The 25,095-nt window shown below is 59.9% G+C and carries 22 protein-coding genes; 12 read left to right on the top strand and 10 right to left on the bottom strand.

The window, feature by feature from the left end; genetic code table 11:
* Positions 1-11: 11 nt before the first annotated feature.
* From AA105894_RS04320 to AA105894_RS04310, 3 genes are read right to left on the bottom strand one after another with little or no spacing between them, the layout of a single operon-like run.
* Entirely contained in the window at positions 12-182 is a 171-nt protein-coding gene (locus AA105894_RS04320) for a hypothetical protein (protein WP_267310640.1), read from the bottom strand.
* A 24-nt stretch (positions 183-206) separates the two neighbouring features.
* Positions 207-1,271 carry a glycosyltransferase family 32 protein gene (locus AA105894_RS04315; RefSeq protein ID WP_267310639.1) on the bottom strand — a complete coding sequence of 355 codons (1,065 nt, stop codon included), beginning with the start codon at positions 1,269-1,271 and terminating at the stop codon, positions 207-209.
* A 13-nt stretch (positions 1,272-1,284) separates the two neighbouring features.
* Positions 1,285-4,173, bottom strand: coding sequence for an ATP-dependent DNA helicase (locus AA105894_RS04310; RefSeq protein ID WP_267310638.1), 2,889 nt, complete (start codon positions 4,171-4,173; stop codon positions 1,285-1,287).
* Positions 4,174-4,350: 177 nt separating this feature from the next.
* Here AA105894_RS04310 and AA105894_RS04305 point away from each other — a divergent pair, with 177 nt between their 5' ends.
* Genes AA105894_RS04305 through AA105894_RS04295 form a run of 3 tightly spaced genes read left to right on the top strand, consistent with a single transcriptional unit; the run spans position 4,351 to position 8,828 of the window.
* On the top strand, positions 4,351-5,976 hold the full coding sequence (locus tag AA105894_RS04305) for a lysine--tRNA ligase (protein WP_188425222.1): 1,626 nt from the start codon (positions 4,351-4,353) through the stop codon (positions 5,974-5,976).
* A 36-nt stretch (positions 5,977-6,012) separates the two neighbouring features.
* Entirely contained in the window at positions 6,013-8,106 is a 2,094-nt protein-coding gene (locus AA105894_RS04300; protein WP_267310637.1) for a lysylphosphatidylglycerol synthase domain-containing protein, read from the top strand.
* Positions 8,106-8,828: a MarC family protein gene (locus AA105894_RS04295; RefSeq protein ID WP_267310636.1), complete on the top strand. Its 723-nt coding sequence runs from the start codon at positions 8,106-8,108 to the stop codon at positions 8,826-8,828. The genes AA105894_RS04300 and AA105894_RS04295 overlap by 1 nt, the downstream gene beginning before the upstream one ends.
* Before the next feature lie 30 nt (positions 8,829-8,858).
* On the opposite strand, the gene AA105894_RS04290 is transcribed toward AA105894_RS04295, so the two are convergent.
* Positions 8,859-9,449 (bottom strand): uracil-DNA glycosylase family protein, encoded by a 591-nt coding sequence (locus AA105894_RS04290; RefSeq protein WP_267310635.1) that lies wholly within the window; start codon positions 9,447-9,449, stop codon positions 8,859-8,861.
* Between the two features lie 20 nt (positions 9,450-9,469).
* Positions 9,470-10,033: an RNA 2',3'-cyclic phosphodiesterase gene (thpR, locus tag AA105894_RS04285; RefSeq protein ID WP_267310634.1), complete on the bottom strand. Its 564-nt coding sequence runs from the start codon at positions 10,031-10,033 to the stop codon at positions 9,470-9,472.
* Between the two features lie 254 nt (positions 10,034-10,287).
* On the opposite strand from thpR, the gene AA105894_RS04280 reads away from it, so the two are divergent.
* Positions 10,288-11,070 carry a Bax inhibitor-1/YccA family protein gene (locus AA105894_RS04280; protein ID WP_267310633.1) on the top strand — a complete coding sequence of 261 codons (783 nt, stop codon included), beginning with the start codon at positions 10,288-10,290 and terminating at the stop codon, positions 11,068-11,070.
* Between the two features lie 460 nt (positions 11,071-11,530).
* Here the strand turns inward: AA105894_RS04280 and AA105894_RS04275 are convergent, their stop codons facing one another.
* Positions 11,531-11,665: a hypothetical protein gene (locus AA105894_RS04275; RefSeq protein WP_264784256.1), complete on the bottom strand. Its 135-nt coding sequence runs from the start codon at positions 11,663-11,665 to the stop codon at positions 11,531-11,533.
* Between AA105894_RS04275 and cyoA the strand changes: the two genes are divergently transcribed.
* The 4 genes from cyoA to cyoD are packed head-to-tail and all read left to right on the top strand — an operon-like array spanning position 11,665 to position 15,544.
* A complete protein-coding gene (cyoA, locus tag AA105894_RS04270) occupies positions 11,665-12,594 on the top strand; it encodes a ubiquinol oxidase subunit II (protein WP_267310632.1) in 930 nt (309 codons plus the stop codon). The genes AA105894_RS04275 and cyoA overlap by 1 nt on opposite strands.
* Before the next feature lie 6 nt (positions 12,595-12,600).
* Positions 12,601-14,589: a cytochrome o ubiquinol oxidase subunit I gene (cyoB, locus tag AA105894_RS04265; RefSeq protein ID WP_188425229.1), complete on the top strand. Its 1,989-nt coding sequence runs from the start codon at positions 12,601-12,603 to the stop codon at positions 14,587-14,589.
* 2 nt (positions 14,590-14,591) lie between these two features.
* Positions 14,592-15,209 (top strand): cytochrome o ubiquinol oxidase subunit III, encoded by a 618-nt coding sequence (cyoC, locus tag AA105894_RS04260; protein WP_188425230.1) that lies wholly within the window; start codon positions 14,592-14,594, stop codon positions 15,207-15,209.
* Entirely contained in the window at positions 15,209-15,544 is a 336-nt protein-coding gene (gene cyoD, locus AA105894_RS04255; protein WP_188425231.1) for a cytochrome o ubiquinol oxidase subunit IV, read from the top strand. The genes cyoC and cyoD overlap by 1 nt, the downstream gene beginning before the upstream one ends.
* Positions 15,545-15,716: 172 nt before the next feature.
* On the opposite strand, the gene fdxA is transcribed toward cyoD, so the two are convergent.
* From fdxA to AA105894_RS04240, 3 genes are all read right to left on the bottom strand, one after another.
* Positions 15,717-16,049 (bottom strand): ferredoxin FdxA, encoded by a 333-nt coding sequence (fdxA, locus tag AA105894_RS04250; RefSeq protein ID WP_025841814.1) that lies wholly within the window; start codon positions 16,047-16,049, stop codon positions 15,717-15,719.
* A gap of 153 nt (positions 16,050-16,202) precedes the next feature.
* Positions 16,203-16,493 carry an RNA-binding S4 domain-containing protein gene (locus tag AA105894_RS04245; protein WP_267310631.1) on the bottom strand — a complete coding sequence of 97 codons (291 nt, stop codon included), beginning with the start codon at positions 16,491-16,493 and terminating at the stop codon, positions 16,203-16,205.
* Positions 16,493-19,051 (bottom strand): helicase-related protein, encoded by a 2,559-nt coding sequence (locus AA105894_RS04240; RefSeq protein ID WP_373316725.1) that lies wholly within the window; start codon positions 19,049-19,051, stop codon positions 16,493-16,495. The genes AA105894_RS04245 and AA105894_RS04240 overlap by 1 nt, the downstream gene beginning before the upstream one ends.
* A 90-nt stretch (positions 19,052-19,141) precedes the next feature.
* Here AA105894_RS04240 and AA105894_RS04235 point away from each other — a divergent pair, with 90 nt between their 5' ends.
* The 3 genes from AA105894_RS04235 to AA105894_RS04225 all read left to right on the top strand — a co-directional run bounded on the left by AA105894_RS04235 (position 19,142) and on the right by AA105894_RS04225 (position 21,923).
* A complete protein-coding gene (locus AA105894_RS04235; RefSeq protein WP_408868474.1) occupies positions 19,142-20,551 on the top strand; it encodes a leucyl aminopeptidase family protein in 1,410 nt (469 codons plus the stop codon).
* 268 nt (positions 20,552-20,819) lie between these two features.
* On the top strand, positions 20,820-21,224 hold the full coding sequence (locus AA105894_RS04230; RefSeq protein WP_188425234.1) for a MarR family transcriptional regulator: 405 nt from the start codon (positions 20,820-20,822) through the stop codon (positions 21,222-21,224).
* 168 nt (positions 21,225-21,392) lie between these two features.
* The gene (locus tag AA105894_RS04225) at positions 21,393-21,923 is read left to right on the top strand and encodes a GNAT family N-acetyltransferase (RefSeq protein WP_267310629.1); all 531 of its coding nucleotides are present in this window, start codon (positions 21,393-21,395) and stop codon (positions 21,921-21,923) included.
* Positions 21,924-21,930: 7 nt separating this feature from the next.
* On the opposite strand, the gene AA105894_RS04220 is transcribed toward AA105894_RS04225, so the two are convergent.
* Entirely contained in the window at positions 21,931-22,935 is a 1,005-nt protein-coding gene (locus AA105894_RS04220) for a glycosyltransferase family 4 protein (protein WP_267310628.1), read from the bottom strand.
* Between the two features lie 124 nt (positions 22,936-23,059).
* Here AA105894_RS04220 and AA105894_RS04215 point away from each other — a divergent pair, with 124 nt between their 5' ends.
* Positions 23,060-25,045 (top strand): polysaccharide biosynthesis protein, encoded by a 1,986-nt coding sequence (locus AA105894_RS04215; RefSeq protein ID WP_267310627.1) that lies wholly within the window; start codon positions 23,060-23,062, stop codon positions 25,043-25,045.
* The last annotated feature ends 50 nt before the right edge of the window (positions 25,046-25,095 follow it).

Below are 25,095 nucleotides of genomic sequence, written 5' to 3'. Positions count from 1 at the left end.
CAGTGCCTCGCTCAGTCTGAGCTCGATCCGATGAGAATACCGGCGCTCGCGTCGCTCTGGAACAGATAGGCGAAGTCCCAGAAGACCGGGTATGCGGGATGTCCGGTTTCCAGCCGGAATGCCTCGATCGTGTCGGCGGCTTCTACTATACGCCGGACCTCATTCTCGCGGCTCTTGAGCAACGCGAGGAATTCTTCGGGCAGGCTTTAGCAGAGATAGGAATCATTCCCCGTCACGAGCGGGCCGCGGGCTTCGCGGTAATTACTGCCGCTCCGGTCGCGGTGGTTTTCCACGGTCGAATAGAGAAGGCCGTCAGCCTCAGAATCAAAGACACGATAGGCGTGTTGCGCAAGGACAGGATAAATCGCCTTGGTATAGGCGTGCGGGCCGGTGATATTGAAGGTGGTAACAGCACCGACACCATGCACCTCAGGGCGATAGCTCAATATCTTTGCCATGACGAGCTGGATTACCCGTCTTAGAAAGGGATGACCGGGACGGGAGATCAGAAACCATTGCTGATATTCTCCACCCGCCACATAGGCGATGGAGGCGCCACGGCCCCAGCCTGCGTAGCGGCCCGAGCCTGACACATTCCATTGCGAGAGCAAATACTGGTCATCTGGTCGCAGGATCGTATCGAGCGGGCGCGACATGGATGATTTGAGGTCGAGATAGACCCCGCCCAGGCTATAGATCAGCAGATAGCGGAAAAAATCCGCTTTCGCCGCGCCATATTCGGCGCCGATCATCAGGTAGATTTTCAGCACCTCCCAGCCGTAATGCTCCGATATGAACTGAAAGCGCGATGCTTCATCCCAGATATGGACAGCCCAGCCGGGATTGAGTTCTGCAGTTCTCGTGATGTTGGCAACGAGGGCCGGGTCGAGCGTGTTGCGGTTGTTGCAGATGAAATGCAGCAATCTGGGAATGGCGCCGGATGCGTCAGAGGCTGGAGCGAGTAAAGGGAAGCGCTTCAGAAGCAGGCAGGAGAGTTCGCTCCAGGACGGTCGGGTCATTTCGTGGTCCCGTGTGCCATCTGGCGCGTGTGAATAGAGCCCACCTCGTGCGTCCAGCAGCTGATAGACGCCTGGGCGCAGTGCTGCGAGCTGAAAAGAGGATGGCGCGTTGACCAGGCGTTTCTCCTTGATACCGAGCAATCCTGCATGACCCCGTTCCAGCACGATGCCGGTGAGCGCCGCATCGGACGAAAAATTTTCGGAAGTGATGAGGGCATCACCGAATATCGTGATCAGTGCCGTCTCGATCATTGCCTTGCTCCTTTCACTTATCAGGTCCGGGCAGCGTGGCTGCAGGGTCGGCAGGCAGAAAGGCGCCGATCTGGCGCACGGCTTCGGCCAGACTGACGCGTTCGACTGCGACCCCTTCAGGAAAGGCCGAAAGCAGACGTGATGGCATGCGCCGGTCGAGCATGACAAAGACACCCCGGTCATCCCCTTTGCGGATCAGACGGCCGAAAGCCTGTCGCAGCCTCATGCGGGTCAGGCGGTCATCATAGTCGCGCGGGTTATCGGGAGAGAGGGCCTTGCGTCTCTCGCGATGCAGGATGTCGGGCCGTGGCCAGGGGGTTCTTTCGAATACGACCAGGCGCAGGGCCTGACCGGGCACATCCACGCCGTCCCGCATGGCATCGGTGCCGAGCAGGCAGGAATGCAGTTCGGTGCGGAAGATATCGACCAGAGTGGCATTATCCATCGTGTCGACATGCTGGGCATAGAGCGGCAATCCGGCTTCTTCGAGGGATGCCGCAATGCGCTGGTGCACGGCGCGCAGGCGCGAGATGGCCGTAAACAGACCCAGCGCGCCACCCTGAGAGGCCAGAAACAGCAGGCGATAGGCGCCGGCCAGCGCGTTGAGGTCATTCTGCGGCACGTCGGTCACGATCAGCGCGCGCGTCTGATGCGCGTAATCGAACGGGCTGAGCAGTGAGGCGCGGAAAGGCGGCTTGATAAAATGCGGAGTTCCAAGCCGCATTTCGGCCGCATGCCAGCTTTGCTCTACCTGTCGGGGATCTGGCCCGTTCGGACCTGAGACAGGTGTCTGATCCCGCAACGTCGCCGAGGTAATGAGCATGCCATGTGCCGGTCCCTGCATGACCGAGGCAAAAGGAATGGTAGGGTCGCGCCAGTGGCGATGCAGCCCGATATCGGTCTCACCCTGCCTGCCGGAAACATATTCCGTGCGTATCAGATCGATGAACGATCCTTCCGGAGTATCCTCCTCACTCAGCACCGTGTCGAGCATCGCAATCCAGCCTTCGACACGGGCGATGGCGCGACGCCTGAGCGATCGGATCATGGCCTCTACGCGCAGACGCTGGGCGGCTTCGAGCGCGTCAGCGGGCTCGCTCAGCAGAGATTTGAGGCGCTCGACCAGGGTTTGCAGCGGGGTAAGCAAGCGGCGTAACGCGGTGTCCAGGGGCTCTGTCGCCTCGCGCAGGGCCTCGCCTGCGGGATGCAGCCCGCATTCTGATGAATCCTGCCCTTGCGTGCCGACGCGTCTGGCTTCGAGCTGCGCCCTCAGCGCCTGGAAGAACTGCTCGGAAGGGTTGGCGATAAGGTCGGGCACGCTGGGCTGGGGGGCATTGTCCTCGCCGTTCAGCCGACCGAGCCAGCCGGGCGCGGGCAAGGCATGGGCAGCGCCCAGTATGGCTTCGAGCGGTGCATCCAGAACGGGAGAGGTCGCAACGAGATCCTCAAGGCGGCGGCGCAGACCGCGCGCACGTGAACGGCTGCCTTCGGCGCCGAGCAGCCAGCGCCGGAGTTCTGCCGCTTCAAGTCCGGAAAGGGCGAGGGAGAAGGCACTATCTGCCGCTTCGGGCAGATGATGCCCCTCGTCGAAGAAATAGCGCGTTGGAAGCTGGTCCTCATCCGGCACATCATCACGGGCCAGGCTGGACCAGCTGGCCTGGGAGAGAACCAAAGCGTGGTTGGCAATGACCAGACGTGCGCCCCGGGCGCGGCGGATGGAGTGCTCGACAAAGCAGGTCTGGTAATGCGGGCAGGCGCCATGGATGCATTCGCCGCGACGATCGGCCATGCCGAACAGAACGCTGCCGCCAAAGATATCGCCGAACCAGCCGGGCAGATCGCCACCCATGAGATCGCCATCCTCTGTGGCCTCAGCCCAGCGTGCGAGCATCGAAAGACCGATCAGCGCCGCAGGTGCAGGTGAGGGGCGTGAGGCGAGTGTATTGACCGCGTCTTCCATGTTCAGCAGGCAGAGATAGTTTTCGCGTCCCTTGCGCAACACGACGGCCTCACGACGCTCGGCATCGTCAGGATAAAGGCGCCTGAGTTCCTGCTCGATCTGGCGCTGCAGATGGCGCGTATAGGTCGAGACCCAGACAGGGCCATCATTCTGCTCGGCCCAGACACTGGCGGGGGCGATATAGCCCAGTGTCTTGCCTGTACCTGTACCGGCTTCTGCCAGAACGATCTCGGGAATGCCCGCGCCTTCTCTCGGGGCGAGGGCCTGCGTTACCGCCGAAGCATAATCGGCCTGACCCGGTCGTGTTTCTGCGCCCTCGCCAAGAATGCGCGTCAGGCGCGCTCTTGCTTCAGCGGGAGCGACTGGTCGGCTGCCCGGTGGCGGTCTCTGGGCCATTTCCTCCCATCGGGGCAGGCGTCGCCAGACGCGCAGAGCCTCGTAAGGGTGACGATGCTGGCTTGGCTGGGCCTCCAGAGCGTCTTCCACGAAGCTGGCCCAGGCCCATCCAGCGCGCGAGAGGAGGGGAAGAAGGTTGCGTGGCGTTTCGACTTTTCGCGACGTGACCATGGAGTCGAGGGCCTGCCGAAGCTTCTCGAGCAGGAGAAGGAGAAAATCTGCCTCGCAATGCTCGGGCGGGGTGAGGCCAAGGGCCAGCCCCATGCCGCGCGGTGTCGGCACGACGGCGCGCGTTGGAAAGAGGAAGATGAAAAGCTCGAGCAGATCAAACCAGGGAACGACCTGTCCCGGTGGGGTCAGCCCCAGACGCCTGATCGTTGCAGGGCCATGGATCAGCAGGGGCGCAGGCAGGGTTGCGAGCAACGACGCTGCCTCCTGAGCCTCTAGCGACAGGATTTCGCCATCCGGCGTCAGGATCGAGGCACGAGCGCGTGTTGAGATCAGGGCGGGGGCATCGTAAGGCGAGGCGCGAGAAGGCGTGGGCATCGCGGTCAGTCTAGACGCTAGAGGGGCGTACTACCAGCGAGGCAACGTCTCTGGTCTCGTTCGAAGCGTCTGCTTGGCTAAAGCCAAAGGAACCCGCGTCAAAAACCGCTATTCAGGACGGGTGTAACGCCATGTTGCTTGACCGGGCGAGGAACTATTTCTAGTTTTCATCCGATCATGTCCGACAGCATTCAAAACAACGCCCCGCTCCCTCCCGATGCTCCCGCGCTGCCAAAAGCCTGGCCGTTCGAGGAGGCGCGAAAAATCGCGGCCCATGTCGAGGCACGCGGTGGCGAGGCGCCTGCTCTGCTCGAGACCGGTTATGGCCCCTCTGGCCTGCCCCATATCGGGACGTTCGGCGAGGTTGCCCGTACCACCTGGGTGCGTCAGGCCTATGAGCAGCTTACAGGCCGCAAGACGCGTCTTCTGGCGTTCTCTGACGATATGGATGCCCTGCGCAAGGTGCCAGGCAACGTGCCGAACCAGGAGATGCTGACGCAGCATCTGGGTCTGCCGCTCAGCCGCATTCCTGACCCGTTTGGCAAATTCGAGAGCTTTTCGGCGCATAACAACGCCATGCTGTGCGAATTTCTGGATCGCTTCGGCTTCGATTACGAATTTGCATCGGCGACCGATTATTACACCTCCGGCGTTTTCGATGCAGCTTTGCGCCGCATGCTCGAGGTGCATGATGAAGTCGTGGCGACCATCGCTCCGACACTCGGTGCCGAGCGCCGCGCCACCTATTCGCCCGTGCTTCCCATTCATCCCCGCACCGGTCAGGTTATGCAGGTACCTGTCATCAAGGTTGACCCCGATGCCGCCACGGTGGCCTGGAAAGACCCGGAGACAGGGGAGACCTTCGAGACCTCCGTTCTGGGCGGTCACGCCAAGATGCAGTGGAAGGCCGACTGGGCCATGCGCTGGTTCGCGCTGGGCGTCGATTACGAAATGTCGGGCAAGGATCTGATCGACAGCGTGAAGCTGTCGAGCAAGATCTGCCGTATCCTCGGCAAGGCACCGCCTGCCGGACTGACCTACGAGCTGTTTCTGGATCAGAACGCACAGAAGATCAGCAAGTCCAAGGGTAACGGGCTTTCGATTGATGAGTGGCTGCATTACGCACCGCCCGAGAGCCTTGCGCAATACATGTTCAACCAGCCCACGCGCGCCAAGCGTCTGTTTTTTGACGTGATTCCGCGGGCCATGGACGAATATCTGGCTAATCTGGACAAGGCGGTCGAGACGCAGGACCCGCTGGTTCTGCAGGCAAACCCGGCCTGGTTCATTCATGGCGGCGAAATCGATAGCGGTCTGTCGAGCCCGGTCTCTTTCACGGCGTTGCTCAACCTGGCCTCGGTCGCCAATGCCGAAACCAGCGACACGCTCTGGAAATTCCTTCGTCGTTATGATCCGTCGCTTTCGCCCGAGACCCATCCTTATGTCGACCGTCTGGTCGGCCATGCGCTGGTCTATTTCAAGGAATTCGTTCGTCCGGCCAAGACGTTCCGCGCGCCGACCGATCTGGAGCGCGTGGCACTGCAGGATCTGGCAGACGCCTTGAAACAGGCTGATGCGAGCCTATCTCCGGTTGAAGTTCAGGACATCGTCTTTGAAATCGGCAAGAAGCATCAGATCCAGCCGCTGCGCGCATGGTTCGGGTGCCTCTATGAAGTGCTTCTGGGTCAGACTGAAGGGCCGCGTTTCGGTATCTTCGCCTCACTTTTCGGTTTGCCGGAAACCGTGGCGCTGATCGAAGGGGCGCTTGCCCGCGACGCCCATGTTGAGGAAGCGGTTCAGTGAGAAAGAGAGACGATCGTCAGCCTTGATCGAGGGTTCATGACCGTTCAGGAACAGACAACATCCTGCTGTGAAGAAGGCGAGGCGAAGCAGACCAGCCCATGGCGTCGGCTGGCCTGCCGCCTTCCGGCGCTGGTCGGCCTCGTTCTGCTTGTGGCGGCGATCTTTGTTATCCAGAAAGAGCTGAAATCGCTCTCGCTGTCAGAGATACGCTCTGCCTTCGCGGCCATTCCTACCCAGGCACTCGCGGCGGGTGTTGGCTGCACGGTTCTGTCCTATTTCATTCTTTCATTCTACGATTGGCTGGCCTGCTATCATATCGGGTCGAAGCAGTCTTTTCTCAGAACGGCTTTCGCTGCCTTCTGCTCCTATGTGCTGTCGCATAATCTTGGATGCTCGGCGATTTCAGGCGCAGCGGTCCGTTTCAGGCTCTATCGCAACTGGGATGTTTCTCCGGGCGGTATTGCCCAGATCATCGCGTTCTGCTCGACCACCTATCTTCTTGGGGCAATGGCGCTGATCGGTGGGGTGCTGCTTTTCGAGCCATCCCATATTCCGCTTATCGATCATCTCCCCCATCTGCTGTTGCAATGCGGTGGTGCCGCTGCCTGGATGGCCGTTCTGGCCTATCTTGTCGTCTCGGTGCGCTATCGCCAGATGCGGATCTGGCGCTATACGCTTGACGTGCCGGGCTTCCGTGTTGCCCTGGCGCAGGTTGTGGTGAGCTCGGCCGATATGGCAGCGACGGCTCTTATCGCCTTCGTGTTGCTGCCGCCTCAGGCGACCATCAGCTTTCCGGCGTTTCTCGCGATCTATATCGCATCCTACACGGCAGGTCTGGTGGCCAGTGTGCCGGGCGGTCTGGGTGTTTTCGATGGGGCGATGCTGCTGGCGCTTGGCCCCTATATGCCCACCCCCCAGATTCTGGGCGTCGTTCTGACTTTCCGGCTTTTCTATTACATCATTCCGCTGGTGCTGGCGGGCATCATGTTTGCCGTGCACGAACTCTTCCTGCGTGGCGATGCCGCCTGGGCCAAGCGCCGCGGTGCGATCCCGGGTGTGGCCCTGATGCGGCGTCCCAGTCAGGTCGTGCGTGAATCGGAAGCCGATTTCTCCGTGACGGTCGCCACTGGGGTGGTGGCAGGGACGGGCATTCTTCTCGTCTTCTACGCCGTTGCGGTGCCCGCTCCGCTTCTGGGTACGCCATTCGCGCATCTTCTGCTGCAAGCGGCAGAGTTTCTCCTGTGCCTTACAGGTGTCATGCTCGTGGGGGTTGCGGCAGGCCTGGCCCAGCGTGTCACTGCGGCATGGCGCGCGTCACTGACCCTGCTCGGTCTTGCCATTCCGCTGGTCATTCTGCGTCAGGGGCCGCTTGGTATATCGCTCAGCCTTGCGCTTGTGATGTTCCTGATTGCGCCTTTCCGCGCCTGTTATTATCGCAAGGCGCGACTGTTCTCCGAGCCCCTCAGCCCGACCCTGATGGCGCCCGTCACACTATGGGTCGTCAGTCTCGCAAGCGTCGGCCTTTTCGCCCTGCGTCAGCATCTGGGCCATGCCTGGTGGCGCTCGCTCATCTATGATGCGCATACCTCTGTCGTGCGTTGGGCATTGGGTATTTCTGCCATCCTGGGTATTGTCGCTGTCGTTCAGATGCTGCGACGCAGCCAGGTTCTGGTACGGCCCTGGGATCGGGAGAGCGAGACGCTCTATAAAAGCCTTGCGCATGCGCTCGAAGAATTGGGTCCTCGCCGTCCGAGTGGTCTCATACTCAATGACAACGGCCGGGCCGGGATACCGTTTCTCAGGACGGGGCAGTTCATTATCGGTGTTGGCGATCCGGCCGGGGCAGAGAATGACTGCATTGCGGCAATCTGGCGATTGCGCGATCTTGCCATGGAGGAGGGGCGTCACCCTGTCTTCATCAAGGTCGGGCAGGCATTGATTGGCGTCTACCATGATATCGGGATGACGGTGTGCCCGAACGGCCCCGGTGAATCAGGCGTTCTGTGCTGCCTTGCGCAGGATCTGCAGGCGGTGAAAGCCGTGCTGGGCAGCGAGCACAAGCGTCTGAAGCGTCTTCTCAACGCCAAGGGGTTCCTGTCGGTCAAGGCACGTACAGACAGGGCCGGGTGATGCATGTGCCCCATGTGCTGACGCAGCCGGTCAATTTCAGTGATGTGACCGCCATCTGGCTCATGGCGTATTCGGCCCTTTTCTCTATCGTCAACCCGCTTGGGGCATCGTTGATTTTTGCGCAGATGACCCTGGGGCGTCCAAAGCGCGAGGTCGTCACGCTGGCGCGGCTGGTGGGTTTTTATTCCTTCATCATCCTCATGGTCTCGGTCTGGCTGGGCGGCTGGATTTTGAGCTTCTTCCGCATCAGTATCGATGCCCTGCGCGTTGCTGGCGGGCTGGTCGTGGCGTCACGCGCCTGGACACTTCTGCTCGCTCCTGAAGAAAATGAGGCGCGCAAGGAGCGTCAGGTATTCGATCATGACAATACGGGTCAGGAGAGCGATCTCGGTGATCGCGCCTTCTTCCCTCTCGCTATGCCGTTCACTGTAGGGCCTGGCAGCATCGCGGTCGCGATTGCGCTGAGTTCCGGTCGTACGCTTGGTGCGTCGCCTGCAAGCTATATTCTGGCACTGTCTCTGGCAGTGTGCGCCGTCGCTCTGACTGTCGTTCTGCTCTATACCTATGCGGAACGTATCGTAAGCTCTCTGGGGAGAACTGGCGCGCGTATCGTCAGCCGACTGGCCGCTCTCATTCTGCTTTGTATCGGCATACAAATCCTGTTCGCGGGGCTTGAGGGCTTCGTGATGTCGGCGCTGAAACACGCGCATCTGCTGGCCTGACACACAGATCCCCGCGCGGGCTGGTCAGTTTCAGGCGAGCGCCTTTTGTATCTCTTCTCTCAGGGCAGGGATCACCTCGCCCTGAAACCACGGCGCCCGTTTCTCCCACACACCCGTTCGCCAAGAGGGGTGGGGCAGGGGGAAATAACGGGGCAGATAGCGTCGAAAGTCTTTTACCCGTTCGCCTACAGACCCGCGACCGAGCGTGTAGTGCTGGCTATAGCTCCCTACCAGCAGGATCAGCCTGAGCGATGTCAGGTGGGACAGCACCTCATCTCGCCAGGCTGGCGCGCATTCTGGCCGGGGCGGCTTGTCGCCCCCATTGGGCAGGCGACCGGGATAGCACAGGCCCATCGGCAGAATTGCCACTTTACTGGTGTCATAGAAATCGTCTTCCGACAGGTTCATCCAGCTTCTCAGGCGCCTGCCCGAGGGATCGTAGAAGGATTTGCCGCTCTCATGAGCAATTGTGCCGGGCGCCTGGCTGGCGATCAGTATCCGCGCCTTTCGTGACACATGAATCAGCGGCTTTGGCCCCAGGGGCAGTTCAGGCGCGCAGATCGTGCAGGCACGCACACGGGCGACGAGGGAGTCGAGTGTCTCGTTGTTGCTACGAACCAAGGCGGCCTGGCCTTCTGTATTCATGAAGCCCGGAGCGGCGTATGAGCCAGGGCGCTCAAGGGATAGTCGGCGCAGGCCTCATAGTGCGGTTCGTCATTCGTCTTGTGTGAATGAAAGAGCGTTATGTGTTCGATCTCGATCATCGAGCTGCGAAGCAGATTATGATTCTGGACCCAACGAATGATGTCCGGATCGGGATCCCCCTGAAACGTGCCGAGTGAGACATGAGGCTGGAAGCGCCTCTTCTCGGCGGCCAGACCGGCGCGCCTCAGGGCGGTTTCAACCTTTGCCTGCAGGGTTGTCAGCGCATCGGATGGCACAAGACCCGCCCAGAGGCGGGAGCGCCCTGCCTGGGTGAAGACCCCGACGCCGCTCAGTTCCAGCGACACGGGGGCTGCTGTGATGCCGGCGAGGGCATGATCGATTTCTTCCAGTAGCGGCCGCCCTCTGACCTCCCCCATGAAGCGAAGGGTGAGGTGATAACTCTCGGGGGGATACCAGACCACACCCGCTATCGATCGACGCAGGGATGAGAGGAGGCGCTTTTGCTCGTTGGGTAGGTCGAGGGCTGCGAAAAGGCGCATGAAGCGATCCTGAGTGCGATGGGATAACGGCTGGGCTGCGTTGGCAGGTTTGTCGGTCTTTTCAAAACTATGGCGCGGCTCGCTGGCCTCGTTGTATAACCAGCATGATTAACGCGGTGAAACGTCCCGGTTTCAGTCGGGCGTCCTATGTATCTTAGAATGTCCGGGGCGCTGTTCGACTTGACCGTTGTATCTAAAGCGCCACATTTAGAAAAGAAAACGGCCATTCTGGCCAGATTTCAGGAAAGGGTGTCATGGCTTTCGTTCCCAATTCTCGTTCTAGCGGTTCTTCTCCCCAGGCGGGAACCGCCAGCTTCGATACGGTCGATGCCGGTCTGCGCGCCTACATGCTCAGCGTGTATAACTGGATGACGGCCGGTCTGGTCCTCACCGGCGTGGTCGCCTATGCCGTAGCCGAAACCTCGCTGAGCAACCTGTTCTATCATCAGGTCATCACGTCGGGCGGCATCATCACCCGCCCCACGGGTCTCGGTATGCTGACCATCTTCGCGCCGCTGGTGTTCGTTCTGGTGATGTCGTTCGGTGTGAACCGACTGTCGCGCCAGGCGGCTCAGGGATTGTTCTGGGGCTTCTGCGCCGTGATGGGTGCGAGCCTGTCGAACATTCTGCTCGTCTACACGCATACATCGGTGGCAAGCACCTTCTTCATCACTTCGGCAACCTTCGCGGCGATGTCGCTCTGGGGCTATACGACCAAGCGTGACCTGAGCTCGCTCGGTTCGTTCTGCTTCATGGGGCTGATTGGCCTGATCATCGCCACGACAGTGAACATGTTCATGCACAGCGCAGCGATGTCGTTCCTCGTGAGCATCGTTGGCGTGGGTCTTTTCACGGTGCTGACTGCTTTCGATACGCAGCGCATCCGTTCGACCTACCAATACTATCTGAGCTATGTCGGGCCCGAGGAAATGGGCAAGCGCAGTGTTTATGATGCCCTGTCGCTTTATCTCAACTTTATCAACCTGTTCACCTTTTTGCTCCAGTTCATGGGTGTCCGTAGTAATAACAACGGATAACTAGCTGTCTCAGACATGGTTTTATTTGACGGGGTGCGTCTCAGACGCATCCCGTTTTTGTTTATCCAGACTATTTCAGTCTAATTAACTTGACTTTTCTATCTGAACCAAACCTAAAAAATCCGCAATGAATTGCGGCGAAAAAGCGTTTCTTGCCTTTAACTTATTGAAAACAGTTCGTTTTCCATGTGTTCAAATTGTGAACGTGACTGTGAAAACTTGTTATGAGTGCTTGCTTTGCGCGCCAATCAGGCGGAAACAACACAACAGAGCTGGGCATTCACGCCCAGCGTGCAGGCGGGCGGGTTTTCTGACGAAGGCTCTGTCTGCTGAAGTTAAGGCGAGGCAACGATGGCGCGGATTGCAGTCGGGCGCCCACAAGGCACCGGCAAACGTAATGTTACATCTTCGGGCGGCAGGGGTCGCACGCTGGTGTCACGTTGCGGAGCGATACGCGCCCTCAACTGGAATAGGAGAGATGGATGACATCCCCTGAAGGTGTTGTCGCCATGTTCGACCAAGCCGAGGTCGGGTTGAGCGGCAGCGTAGCGCAGCCACAGAGCTTGACGGTCGGTTCAACGAGCGGGGCAGACAATGAACAATAGACTTTTGCCGAAGTTGCGGCGGCTTCTGCCGCTGGCGCCGGCACTCTTCCTCTCAGGCTGCACGCTCGATCTTCTCGATCCGCGTGGCCCGGTAGGAATCCAGAACCGTAACGTCATCCTGATCGAGCTGGGTGTGATGCTGTGCATCGTCATCCCCGTGATCGTGATGACGCTCTTTTTTGCCTGGAAATATCGTGAGTCCAACACGTCGGCCGAGTATCTGCCGAACTGGGATCACTCCACGAAGATCGAGTTCTTCGTCTGGGGCGTTCCTGCCGTTGTGATCGTGATTCTGGGCGCTATCGCGATCTGGACGAGCTACACGCTCGATCCGTACCGTCCGCTTCACTCGGCTGAAGCTGCGGGTCGCAAGCCGCTGAACGTCGAAGTTGTCGCTCTCGACTGGAAATGGCTGTTTATCTACCCTGACCAGGGTGTCGCTACGGTCAACCAGCTTGCCGTGCCGGTAAACACGCCGATCAATTTCCGTATCACGTCTGACGCTGTCATGACCTCGTTCTTCATCCCGCGCCTGGGTACCCAGGTTTACGCGATGGCAGGCATGCAGACCCAGCTTCATCTTCTGGCCAGTGCGCCGGGCGACTATCTGGGTGAAGCAGCGCATTACACGGGCCGTGGCTTCTCGGACATGAAGTTCCGTACGCTTGCGATGACGGATGACGACTTCAACCAGTGGGTCGACAAGGTGAAGGGGGCGTCTGACTCGCTCGATTCAGCCAACTACCCGCAGGTTGCCGCTCCGCAGGAAGCAGCTCCGGTCAAGTATTTCGCGCATGTTCAGCCTAACCTCTTCGACACCATCGTGGCCAAGTACAATAACGGTACGGTCATCGACAAGTCGACAGGTCAGGTCATGCACATGCAGTCCGCCATGTCCGACATGCAGATGAAGGAATAGGGACACATGCTAGGTAAGTTAACCCTCTCTGCGATACCGTTGGATGTGCCGATCCTTGTCGGCACGTTTACTGGCGTCGTTATCGTCGCGCTTGCCGTCCTCGGCGCGATTACCTATTTCGGCAAATGGGGCTATCTCTGGCGCGAATGGCTGACCTCGGTCGACCACAAGCGTCTGGGCATCATGTACATCGTGCTCGCCCTGGTCATGCTGTTCCGCGGCTTTGCCGACGCAGTCATGATGCGCAGCCAGCTCTTCCTTGCCTATAACGGCAACCCGGGCTATCTGCCGCCGCACCATTACGACCAGATCTTCTCCGCCCATGGCACGATCATGATCTTCTTCATGGCCATGGCGTTCATGACGGGTCTGCTCAATGTCATCGTGCCGCTGCAGATCGGCGCACGCGACGTTGCCTTCCCGTTCCTGAACTCGCTGAGCTTCTGGATGACCACGATCAGCGCCGTTCTGATCAACGTCTCCCTGTTCATCGGTGAGTTCGCGCAGTGCGGCTGGCTGGTTTATCCCCCTCTGTCCGAGCAGCAGTTCAGCCCCGGTGTCGGCGTTGACTACTATATCTGGGCGGTTCAGCTCGCCGGTGTCGGTACGCTGCTGACGGGTGTGAACTTCTTCGTCACCATCGTGAAGATGCGCGCTCCTGGCATGGGCTGGATGCAGCTCCCCGTTTTCACCTGGACAGCACTCGTCACGGTCGTTCTGATCATGGCAGTCTTCCCGGTTCTGACGGTTACCCTGGCCGAGCTCGCTCTCGACCGTTATCTGGGCATGCACTTCTTCACCAATGATGGCGGCGGCAGCGTTCAGCTGTATCTCTCGCTCATCTGGACGTGGGGTCACCCGGAAGTTTACATTCTGGTTCTGCCGGCATTCGGCGTGTTCTCGGAAGTTACCCAGACATTCTCGCGCAAGCCGCTCTTTGGCTATCGCGTGATGGTCTACGCGACCCTTGCGATCGGCGTTCTGTCGTTCATCGTCTGGGCTCACCACTTCTTCACCATGGGCGCAGGCCCGAACGTCAACGCCTTCTTCGGTGTTGCCACGATGATCATCGCCGTCCCGACGGGCGTGAAGATCTTCAACTGGCTCTTCACCATGTATAAGGGCCGTATCCAGTTCAATGGTATCATGTACTGGGTCATCGGCTTCATGGTTGTGTTCTCCATCGGTGGCATGACAGGCGTCATGATGGCGATGCCGGCAGCCGATTTCGTGCTGCATAACTCGCTGTTCCTCGTGGCCCATTTCCATAACGTCATCATCGGCGGTGTGTATTTCGGTTACGTCGCAGGTCTGAGCTTCTGGTGGCCGAAGGTTCTCGGCTTCAAGATGAACGAAGCCTGGGGCAAGCGCGCCTTCTGGTGCTGGTTCGTCGGCTTCTTCGTTGCATTCGTTCCGCTCTATATTGCCGGTTTCGAAGGCATGACCCGCCGTATGAACCATTACGACAATGCTGACTGGCATGTTCAGATGCAGATTGCAGGCGTTGGCGCAGCAATCATCGCACTGGGTGTCGTCTGCCAGCTGATGCAGATCTATGTGTCGATCCGTGACTGCAACCTGCCGGAGAACCGTGATTTCACGGGTGATCCGTGGAATGCACGCACGCTCGAATGGTCGATGTCCTCGCCTCCGCCGTCCTATAACTTCGCCGTCCTTCCTGACATTCACGGTATCGATACGTTCCATACCGAGAAGCAGCTTGGCCGTCGCAGCTATGAAGGCAAGACGCTGACCCCGATCCATATGCCGAAGAACACGGCTGCAGGCTTCTTTGTTGGCGCTTTCAGCTTTGTGCTCGGTTTCGCAGCGATCTGGTATATCTGGTGGCTCGCAGCGATCGCCCTTGTTGGCGTCTTCGCGACGGTCATCCTGCGCAGCTACAACAATGATGTGGACTACTATGTCCCGGTCAGCGAAATCGAACGCGACCAGGCCAAATATGTCCGCTCGCTGACAGCACAGGCGGCAGAATAACAATGGCAAATATCTCAGCAACGCCGCACGGCACAGCACACGGCATTGACGATCACGAACACCACCACACGAATAATGTGTTTGGTTTCTGGATCTATCTGATGACGGACTGCCTCCTTTTCGGAACGCTGTTCGCCACCTTTGCCGTCATGCGCACCCAGTTTGCTGGCGGCCCGACGGGCAAGGAGCTTTTTGATCTGAACGGGGTAGGGCTGGAAACGGCCCTCCTTCTGCTCAGCTCGATCACCTTCGGCTTCGGCATGCTTTCGGCTTATGCCCGCAAGCAGGGCGCCATGCTTCTTTGGCTGGCAGTCACCTTCCTGCTCGGCCTCGGGTTCCTTGTTCTCGAACTCAAGGAATTCGCCCATCTGATTCATGAAGGCGCTGGCCCGGATCGCTCCGCGTTCCTGTCTGCGTTCTTCACGCTGGTGGCGACACATGGTCTTCACGTGACCTGTGGTCTGGTCTGGATCGCCGTTATCATGGCCCAGAGCTTCAGCTCGCAGGTTTTCAGCACACGCTATATGGACAAGCTCCAGTGCCTGAGCCTCTTCTGGCACTTCCTGGACATCGTCTGGATCTGCGTGTTCACCTTCGTTTATCTGTTGAGTGTGATCTGATGAGCCAAGCATCGACCCATCAACACGAAGGCGAGTCTCACGGCAGCTTCGCCTCGTACATCATCGGCTTCGTGATCGCGGCCATCCTGACGGTTGCGGCTTTCGCAATCGTCGAGATGCACCTCATGACGCCCGGCATGACCTTCGGGGTTATTGCCGGTCTAGCAGTGGTTCAGATCTTCGTACATCTGATCTACTTCCTGCACATGAACGCCAGCTCGAGCCAGTCCTGGAACAACACGGCATTTGCCTTTGCCGTCATCTGCGTTTTGATCATCGTCGGTGGAACGATCTTCATCATCCATGACGTTAGCATGAACATGATGTCGCGCTGACATGTCCGGTCTTCAGGCTTCGCCCCCGGAAGGGGCGAGGTCTGGAATTTCGGTCAGTGCCGGTAACAAAAAAGCCCGGAGGGATATCCCTCCGGGCTTTTTTTATGGCTCGCATCAGAGCGGGGCATTGGTTGATGCCCCGCCAACCCAATCGGGCCGGCTGTCTGTCTGATCAGTCCTTGTGGGGTTCTGGTGAAAGCATGGCGTCCTTGCCCGGCTTGTCTTTCCACTCATCGGCATCAGGCATTGAGTCGATCTTGCGCGTGATGTTCGGCCAGACGGCGGCGTATTTGCTGTTAACTTCGAGCCAGGGCGTCGCGCGGTCGTCACTATCGGGGAAGATCGCTTCCGCCGGGCATTCCGGTTCGCAGACGCCGCAATCGATGCATTCATCGGGGTTGATTACGAGGAAGTTCTCGCCAGCATAGAAGCAATCGACCGGACAGACCTCGACGCAATCCGTGTATTTGCAGCGTATGCAGTTTTCGGTGACCACATAGGCCATTGGTGTCTCCGATCGTAAGCTGGGGCCTGACGGCCCGAGAGGATCCCAGGAGGCGCAAGTGACCCCGTCAGGGATTTTCCAAAAAGGGATGCCGCAGATAGGCGGAAGTTTCCCGTTCTGGCAAGCATATGTTTACAGGGCTGCCGCTAAAGTTCAGCTCTCGCCCTGATTTTCGGTGATGACCTCGTAAAGCAGCGCGGCTTCGGTGGCCGAGCCGCGACGAGAGGCAAGCGCAGTGACGCGCCAGATACGCACCTCGTCTCGCTGGCGGCCAGGCAGGCCCAGTACATCGCCCGTCCTGATCTTGCTATGCGGTTTTCGGGTGACCTGTCGATTAATGCGCACCGCCCCTTTTTCGATCAGGGCGGCGCAATCCTGCCTGTGACGGCAGACGCGCGCATGCCAGAGCCACAGATCCAGACGTTCATAATCCCGCTCTGCCATCAGGTTTGTCTCGACCGGAGCGTGAGGGCTGCAAGTGCCGCGAAAGGACTGTCCTTCACAAATCCCTGCGGCTTCGACGGTTCTCTGCCTTTTTTCTTTCGTGCTTCCTGTCGCCTCGCCGCACCCAGAAGCATGGGCGGGGCGGCCGGCCCGAATTGATTGGCTGGCAGAGGAGCCGCCTGTCGCAAGCGTATGCCAAGCGCGAGCAGAATATCCCCGATCTGTTTTTTGCCCAGTCCATGACGCGAGGCAAAATCGTCAGGCAAGGGGCGAGGGCCAGAGCGGGTCAGGCGATGCAGATCGCCGAGCAGTTTTTCAACCCGGTCGAGGCGAAGCCACAGGGCACCGGCATTGACCCAGCCCAGAGGCGCCAGAACCGCGTTATAGGGCGCTTGGAGTGTTATCTGGCTTGCGTTGACGTAAGGGCGCGCTGTTCGATGCCAGAGGCTTAGCAACATAGAACGTATGGCCATCGGTCCCGGCTTGAGCAACGAGGGCATGAACACTCCGAACGGGCAGAAATGGATGCCAAGACGGCGGAGATGGCCGATCATCTGCTGGCCGTGACTGCCGGGCTCGGCTGGGAGAAGTGGTGCCACGCCTCCATACTCCATCAGGCGATGAGTAAGGCCGCGTAGGGCAGGAGAGGGGTGAGGCGTTGCGGCGAGGGCATAGAGTGGCGCCAGCGTTTCTCTCAACATGGCACGAACGAAGCCGTGAAGCCGTTCCTGAACCAGATCGCGCTGCCTGGTGTCTGAAAATTCGCCGCCAAGAATCTGGATGCCAGGATCGAGCAGCGTCGTACCCCGCGCAAGACGCGCAATAACGACATCCTGCCATGAGAGCGTGCCATTATGGTCATCAAGTGCGAAATCGCTGTCGGGCGAGGCAACAAGGGCCTGAACCCGTCGGGGGATCTCGTGCAGCAAGGCCCTGCGCCCGGCGCGCAACATGAGTTTCTTTTCGGGCAGGCCCTCTTCCCGATCGGGCTTGAGGGTGAAGCCCTCTATCGTACCGACGGCATGGCCTTCGACAATAACCTGCCCATCCTTGGTGACAGCCGAAAGCAGATCTCTTGCGCCATCACTGTCGAGGCGGCGAAGCAAAGAGGTCGCCCGACGATCGACGAAGCGCGCTGTCAGGCGCTCGTGAAGGGCGTCGGAGAGAAGGTCTTCAACCTCGCGCGTGCGCTCCTGCCAGTGCTGGGCGCGGTCGCTCCATTCGGTTCGGGCCGCGACATACGCACAGACACGAATGCCCGTCAGGCGGTGCATCAGCGTGTCGATATCGCCCTCCAGACGGGAGAAGCCGGCGATATGCGCCTCGAACCATTGCGCCGGAATGCCGCCTTCGTTCAGGAGATGCATGAATAGCCGATGGCAGAGCCTGACATGGGAGTCGTCGCCCAGTTTGCGGAAATCGGGGATCTGGCAGACTTCCCAGAGAAGGGAAGTCGCCTTTTTGCCGCGTGCGGCGTCTCGTATATCGCGCTCACCGGACAGGCTTTCGAGGGTGAGCACATCCGATGCTGGCCGACCGGCAACCAGACCGCGGCGTGGCGGGGCAGCGTTCAGGCTGGCCAGCAGGGCATCCGGCGAGGCCAGATCGAGAGCTGCATTGCGCCAGCTTATCCGCTCGATCGGGTCAAAGCGATGCGCCTCGATGGCATCCACCAGCGCTTCGGACATCGGGCGCGTCTCGGCCGTGGTGCCAAATGTGCCGTCCTTCATGCCGCGACCGGCACGCCCTGCGATCTGGGCACATTCCTGCGCGGTCAGCGGACGCAGAGAGGCACCGTCAAACTTGGTCAGAGAGGCCAGGGCAACATGATTGACGTCCATGTTGAGACCCATGCCGATGGCATCGGTCGCTACCAGATAATCGACATCCTTGTTCTGGTAGAGTTCAACCTGGGCATTACGCGTGCGCGGCGAGAGCTGCCCCATGATGATGGCGCAGCCTCCGCGACGACGGCGAATGATCTCGGCTATCGCGTAGACCTCTGCCGCCGAGAACGCGACGATGGCCGAACGCGCAGGCAGGCGCGAGAGCTTGGTATGGCCGGTATGAACGAGGCTCGACAAACGCGGCCTGGTATCGATCTCGATGCCGGGGACGAGACGTTGCAGCAGCGGGCGGATGGTCTCGGCGCCAAGAAACAGGGTCTCGACATTGCCACGTGCATTGAGAAGCCGGTCGGTAAAGACGTGCCCACGGTCCGGATCGCTGCTCAGCTGGATTTCATCGACCGCTACGAACTCTACCTTTCGGGTGAGCGGCATGGCCTCGGTGGTGCAAGAGAACCATCTGGCATCGGGTGGGACGATCTTTTCCTCACCTGTGATCAGGGCAACACGGCGCGCGCCCTTGAGCCGCACCATGCGCTCGTAGTTCTCACGCGCGAGCAGACGGAGCGGAAAGCCGATAATGCCCGATTCATGGGCCAGAAGGCGTTCCAGCGCATAATGGGTCTTGCCGGTATTGGTGGGTCCGAGCACGGCGCGAACCCTGCGAGGCATGACATGGTGCTGGGTCTTCATGCTGCGATGCTTGTGCATGAGCGCCGGAATTGCAAGACGCTCCTGCGACTGGCACAGCTCAGACAATCCCGCTGTGGGATCGTGAATGACGGCGAAAGGGCGATATGAATGCGCAATCCTGAACAGTTCTGTCTGGTGGATACGGCCGACAAGGCGAGAGCCGTGCATATCGTTCTGCCGGATCAGGATTTCAGCGACCTGCTTGGCGTTCATGCCAGCGCTCTTTTCGAGATGGTCGGACAGCCGCAATGCGGCAGGCTCTATCTCGTTCCCGGCGTCGAGGGCGTTGCGCAGGCGGTTTTCGTTATCGATGCTTCAAGGCGCGACGCAGCGCGATTCGGTGCGCTGGCGACCGGACTGCCCGCAGGCGACTGGAAGCTCGCCATTGCTGCAGAAGCTCTTACACTCTGTCCCGAGATCGCGCATGACGCGACACTCGGTTTCTGCATGGGCGCCTATCGCTTTGCCCTGGGGCGTGAAACCGTATTCCCCACCCGTCTCGTACTGACCGAGGATGCGCGCGCCGTAGTGCCCATGGCTCAGGCCATCTGGCTGGGGCGCGACCTGATCAACCAGCCTGCCAATCTGCTCGGGCCGGAAGAACTCGCCCAGGAAGCTGCCGACGTGGTCTCGGCTCAGGGCGCTGCCTGCGAGATCGTCTCGGGTGAGTCGCTGGTCAGCGCCTATCCCTGTCTCGCGGCGGTTGGCGCAGGCTCCGACCGGCCTGCCCAGGTTGTTAAGGCGATATGGCGGGGTAGCAGGGCGCCGCATGATGCCCCTCTTCTGTCACTGGTGGGCAAGGGCGTGTGTTTCGACACGGGCGGCTATGACATCAAGCCTGCGAGCGGCATGCTGCGTATGAAGAAGGATATGGGCGGGGCGGCGCTGATGCTGGCTCTGGCCCATGTCATCATGGCGCAGGATCTCCCTATCCGATTGGAGCTGCGTCTCGGCTGTGTCGAAAACAGCATTTCGGGTCATGCCATGCGCCCCGGCGACATTCTGACAACGCGCGCCGGGATGACTGTCGAGGTGGGCAACACCGATGCCGAGGGACGTCTGGTGCTGAGTGATCTGCTGACCGAAGCCTGCGAACAGCAGCCCGACTGGCTGCTTGATGCCGCGACTCTGACGGGTGCGGCGCGTGTCGCTCTCGGCCCCGATCTGCCTGCGCTGTTCTCCAACGACCCCCAACTGGCTCAATTGTTGTTGAATGCGGGGGCAGTGGTTGGCGATGCCATGTGGCAATTGCCACTCTGGCATGGCTATGACGCATGGCTCTGCCGCAAAAATGCCCATCTCGGCAATGTCACCGACAAGCCCATGGCAGGCGCTATCACCGCAGCGCTGTTTTTGCAGCACTTCGTCGAACCCACTGTAAAATGGGCACATATCGACACTTACGCGTGGAATGACAGCTCAATTCCGGGCCGTCCGGAGGGTGGAGAAACGCTCGCACTTCGCGCCTTGGTGGAGGCGACATTACGAATGATTAATGAAAAGGCAGGGTCACAGTGAGCTTAGTCCCTGAGTTTCAACAAAAAGATACTAAACCGATTACCAAAACGAACCTATATGACTGCGTATCGTTTGGCGCATGTTGTAGGAATGCAACGCTGATCGGGACGTAACCCGCCCCATTCCTAGAGCAAGCGCCGATAGGACACGCACCCAAGGCGTGGCGTCTCCGGAAAAGCCTGCTGGCCTATCCGGGGTGGCTTACTTGGGCGACGGGTAAGACCATTTCAGCCGCGCCACCTGCGCGACGCATTTAGGAGTTTTTTTGATGGCCCAGGCACAGAATGACCAGATGCTGAACCTTCTTCGCGACACGATCGTTTCGCTGGTTCGCAAGGATGGCCCTGATCTCTCGGCACGTCAGCTTGGTGTGTTTCTGACCTGCTACCTGCAGGACGGCGCGCACACGGTTCGCGGCCTTGCTCAGGAACTCAATGTTTCCAAGCCCGCCATCACGCGTGCCCTTGATCGCCTTGGCGAGCTGGATCTGGCCCGTCGAAAGGTTGATCCGCTGGATCGTCGTTCGGTTCTGGTGCAGCGCACGCTCAAGGGCTCGGCCTTCCTGCGCGAAATGCGTTCGCTGATGAGCGAAGCTTCGGGCACGACCAAGCCCGTCGCCAAGACCACGCGCGGCTCGGTTGAGCGCATGAATGTGCGTCGCATCGCTGGCTGATAGCCGTGTGGCTTTGGGTGAGGGTCTCCTTGTGAGCAGCCCTGCCTGACCCCGCAACAGAAGAACCGCTTCCTGCAAGGGAGGCGGTTTTTTTTTGGGTCGATTTGGCTACTCCTTGCTGATCTGTTCGCAAGCGCGGATCGATTCCAGCCGCAGAGGTAACGCACCATGGGTGACAAGCGCGAGATCGAGACAGCTCGCCTGGTTCTGACGCTTCCGGCGCGCCGTGATTTCGATGCGTTTGCCTCGATGCGGGCTGACCCCCTCGTCGCGCGCTATACGACGCGTGTTCCCGCCACGGTCAGCGAGAGCTGGGAGCGCCTGATGCGCTATCGCGGATTTTGGGAGGTTCTCGGCTTCGGTTTCTGGACTGTGCGAGAGCGCGAATCGGGTCGTTTCGTTGGGACGGTCGGTTTCGGCGAGAACAGGCGCGGCATCGAGCCTTCTCTCGATGGCTATCCTGAGGCCGGCTGGCTTCTTGCCTCATGGTGTCATGGCAAGGGCTACGGAAAGGAAGCGGTGGCTGCCGCCTGCGCGTGGCTCGATCGCGAAACGGGATTTACGCGATCAGTCTGTATCATCGACCCGCAGAACACTGCCTCCTTCGGCCTGGCTGCGCTCAATGGCTTTACCGTTTTTGCGCGATCACTCTATCAGGGTGAGGAAATCTGCGTGCTGGAGCGTTTCAGGTCCTGTTGAGACGGGCTCACCACTTGCCCAGAGCGGCATTGCGCGCGCGGTGAATGATCACGCCCATCCAGAGCAGTTGTGGCGCTAGGAGCAGGGCGAGTCTCGAGCCAAAGGGCAGGGGCTGTACGCAGACGATGCCACCCCAGATGACGAAGAACCAGTAGATGAGGGTCACCAAGACAGGTGACATGCCGGCGCGTGTCGCCAATTGATAAAGATGGCTGCGATGGGCCTGCGCCAGCGGGTCTCCCGCAATGGCACGTCGCACCAGCGTGAAGGCGACATCGAACAGAATGCCGCAGAGCAAAAAAGGCATGATGAGCGGATAGGGTGTGCTGAGAGATGCCTCGAGCCCGAACCAGGAGAGCGCCAGACCAGCCCCCTGACTGCCGACATCACCCATGAAAATACGCGCTTTCGGGAAGTTGAATGGCAGAAAGGCAAGGAGGCAGACGCCCAGTAGCAGCGCGGCATGGGTGAGGCCGATCTGGCCGGCATCGTCGAAAAGCCAGGCCATGATGAGCGCGCTGATCGCCATGCTGCCTGAGGCAAGACCGTTGATACCGTCGATGAAATTGAGCGCGTTGGTGACATAGACAAGCCAGCAGAACCCGGTTCCGACAAGGCAGGCGAGGAGTAGCGGCGAAACGCTCGGGAGGGAGACGCTGCCGAATGCCATGCCAGCCAGAACCATAAGCGCGGCGATAGCCTGCACACCCAGCTTGAGGGACGCCCGATAGGAATGGATGTCGTCCAGCCAGGAGAAAAGAGCCAAAAGCGCAATGGCCAGAAGGGGAAGCAGCAGCGAGAGCCCCGGCAGATCGCCTTGCGTCCAGAGCTGACTGACGGGGAACACAAGAAGAAACCCGAGTACGATGCCAATGCCCCCGCCTTTCGGGGTGGGGCGGGTGTGCGAACTGCGATGGCCCGGCACATCCATCACCCCGACCCGGATCATGTGGCAGATGAGAGCGATGCTGACGCCAGCGGCGCTGAGACAGCAAATGATCAGGGGCAGCATTGTCAGATCCGCTTTTTTTTCGTGAGCAGTATGAAAGCGTGGTGAGAGGCCATCGCCGGGGAAGAGTTTTTCGGGCTATAAGTGTCGTGTGAACGCGAAGCAACATCCTCATACCCCAGATCCTGTGCCTTACTCTGTTGCGAGACGCCGCCGACCGACCGGGCGTATTGCGGTCAATGTTCTGGCTGATGGCCTGATCTCGGGGTTGGCAGCGCCCGTGGCGCGGTTTCTGGCAGCGCCCCATGACGGGCTACTGCACCCTCTCTGGTTCATCATGGGTGGGTCCATCACCCTGCTTGTGAGCGGGCTGCCATTTCGCATTCCTCAGCAATACTGGCGTTTTTCCGGTGTGGCCGATCTGAGGGGGATTGCGGCTGCGTCTGTCGCCGGGTCCGCGCTTTTCTCGCTCATGATTTTTCTGACGGGATTTCCGCTTCCGTCTCCCACTTTTCCTCTGATCTATGCGCTTGTTCTGCTCGTGGGGCTTGGCGGCGGTCGTCTGCTGACCAGAGTCTACGGCACCATGCGGCAGCAGGCTCAGGGGCAGAAGGTCCGGGTATTGCTGGCCGGTTCTGATCTGAGCGCCGATCTGTTCATGCGCGCGCTCGAACGCGCTTCGGATCGGCATTACAATGTGCTCGGTCTGGTCACCAGATCGCCGGGGCAGCAGGGGCGCCGGTTGCATGGCGTGCCGATTCTGGGTGTCGCCAATGATCTCTCGGATGTTCTTGCACGCATGGGCCAGGATGACGCCCTGCCGGATAGTGTGATCGTCACCGATCCCGAGTGGCGTGGTTCGCAGCTTTCCGTTGTCCTCGATGCAGGGCAGGCGCACGGCATTGCGGTGCAGCGCGCCCCCTCGCTGACCAGCCTGACGCCTGCCGAAGAAATCCAGATGCGTCCGATCGCTCTGGAAGACCTTCTGAACCGTCCCGAAGTGCCGCTCGATCGGGAAGGCATGGCGCGTCTTATTCAGGGGCAGGTGGTGCTCGTCACTGGCGCAGGGGGAACGATCGGTTCCGAACTGGTTCGTCAGGTCGCCCAGTTCGGCCCCAGCCAGCTGTTGCTGCTCGATCATGGTGAGTTTGCGCTCTGGCAGATCGATCTAGAAATGTCCGAACGCTATCCGACGGTGCCGCGTCAGGTCATCGTGGCCAACATACGTGACGCCGACCGCATCGAGGAAGTTTTTGCCGTCCACAAGCCGGCTCTGGTCTTTCATGCGGCCGCGCTGAAGCATGTGCCGATTGTCGAAGCCAATCCCTGCGAGGGTGTGCTGACCAATGTGATTGGCACTCGCATCGTCGCCGATGCGGCCATACGTCACATGGCTTCGGCCATGGTGCTCATATCGAGCGACAAGGCGGTCAACCCGTCCAGCATCATGGGAGCGTCAAAGCGCTGCGCTGAAATCTACTGTCAGGCCTTGGCCGTGGCAGCCGAAGCCAGAGGCTCGGCTTTTCGCTGCGTGACCGTGCGTTTTGGCAACGTGCTGGGGTCGACTGGCTCGGTCGTGCCGCTGTTCAGACGCCAGCTTGAGCAGGGCGGCCCGCTGACAGTGACGCATCCCGATATGACGCGATATTTCATGACCGTGCCTGAAGCGGTCGGGCTTGTCTTGCAGGCCAGCGTGCGGGGTACGGCCCTGCGCAACCGGACGGACGAGACAGACATGCGTCTGCAGCAGGGCGGTATATTCGTGCTCGATATGGGCGAGCCCGTTCGTATTCTCGGCCTGGCAAAACAGATGATCCGTCTTGCAGGCCTCAAGCCGGATGAGGATGTTGCGATCCGCTTCACCGGCCTGCGCCCCGGCGAGAAACTCTACGAAGAGCTTTTCCACGGGCGTGAGGCCCCTGTGCCGACCGACGCACCCGGGCTCAAGATGGCCACTCCCCGCATGATCGATTTGACCGCCGCGGCCGCACTGCTTCAGGAACTGGAGCGCGTCAGCCATCGCGATGAGGTCGAGCAGGCCCTGATCGTCATGAAAGAGCTGGTGCCTGAATTCGCGCATAATCCTCTGGGGGAAGTGCGTCGTCTGCAGGCTGGCGAGGCCGGGAGCAGGGATCGCGCGCCGACTTCGGAAAACGACGGGTCTGTGTCATAGTCCCGCGCCAAATGAGGGTCGCCTTCGGTGGCTGAAGATGGAAACAAGGT

The sequence above is a fragment of the Asaia spathodeae NBRC 105894 genome (assembly GCF_025994195.1).
Lineage (GTDB): Bacteria > Pseudomonadota > Alphaproteobacteria > Acetobacterales > Acetobacteraceae > Asaia > Asaia siamensis.
This window is presented reverse-complemented; position numbering and strand designations above follow the sequence as displayed.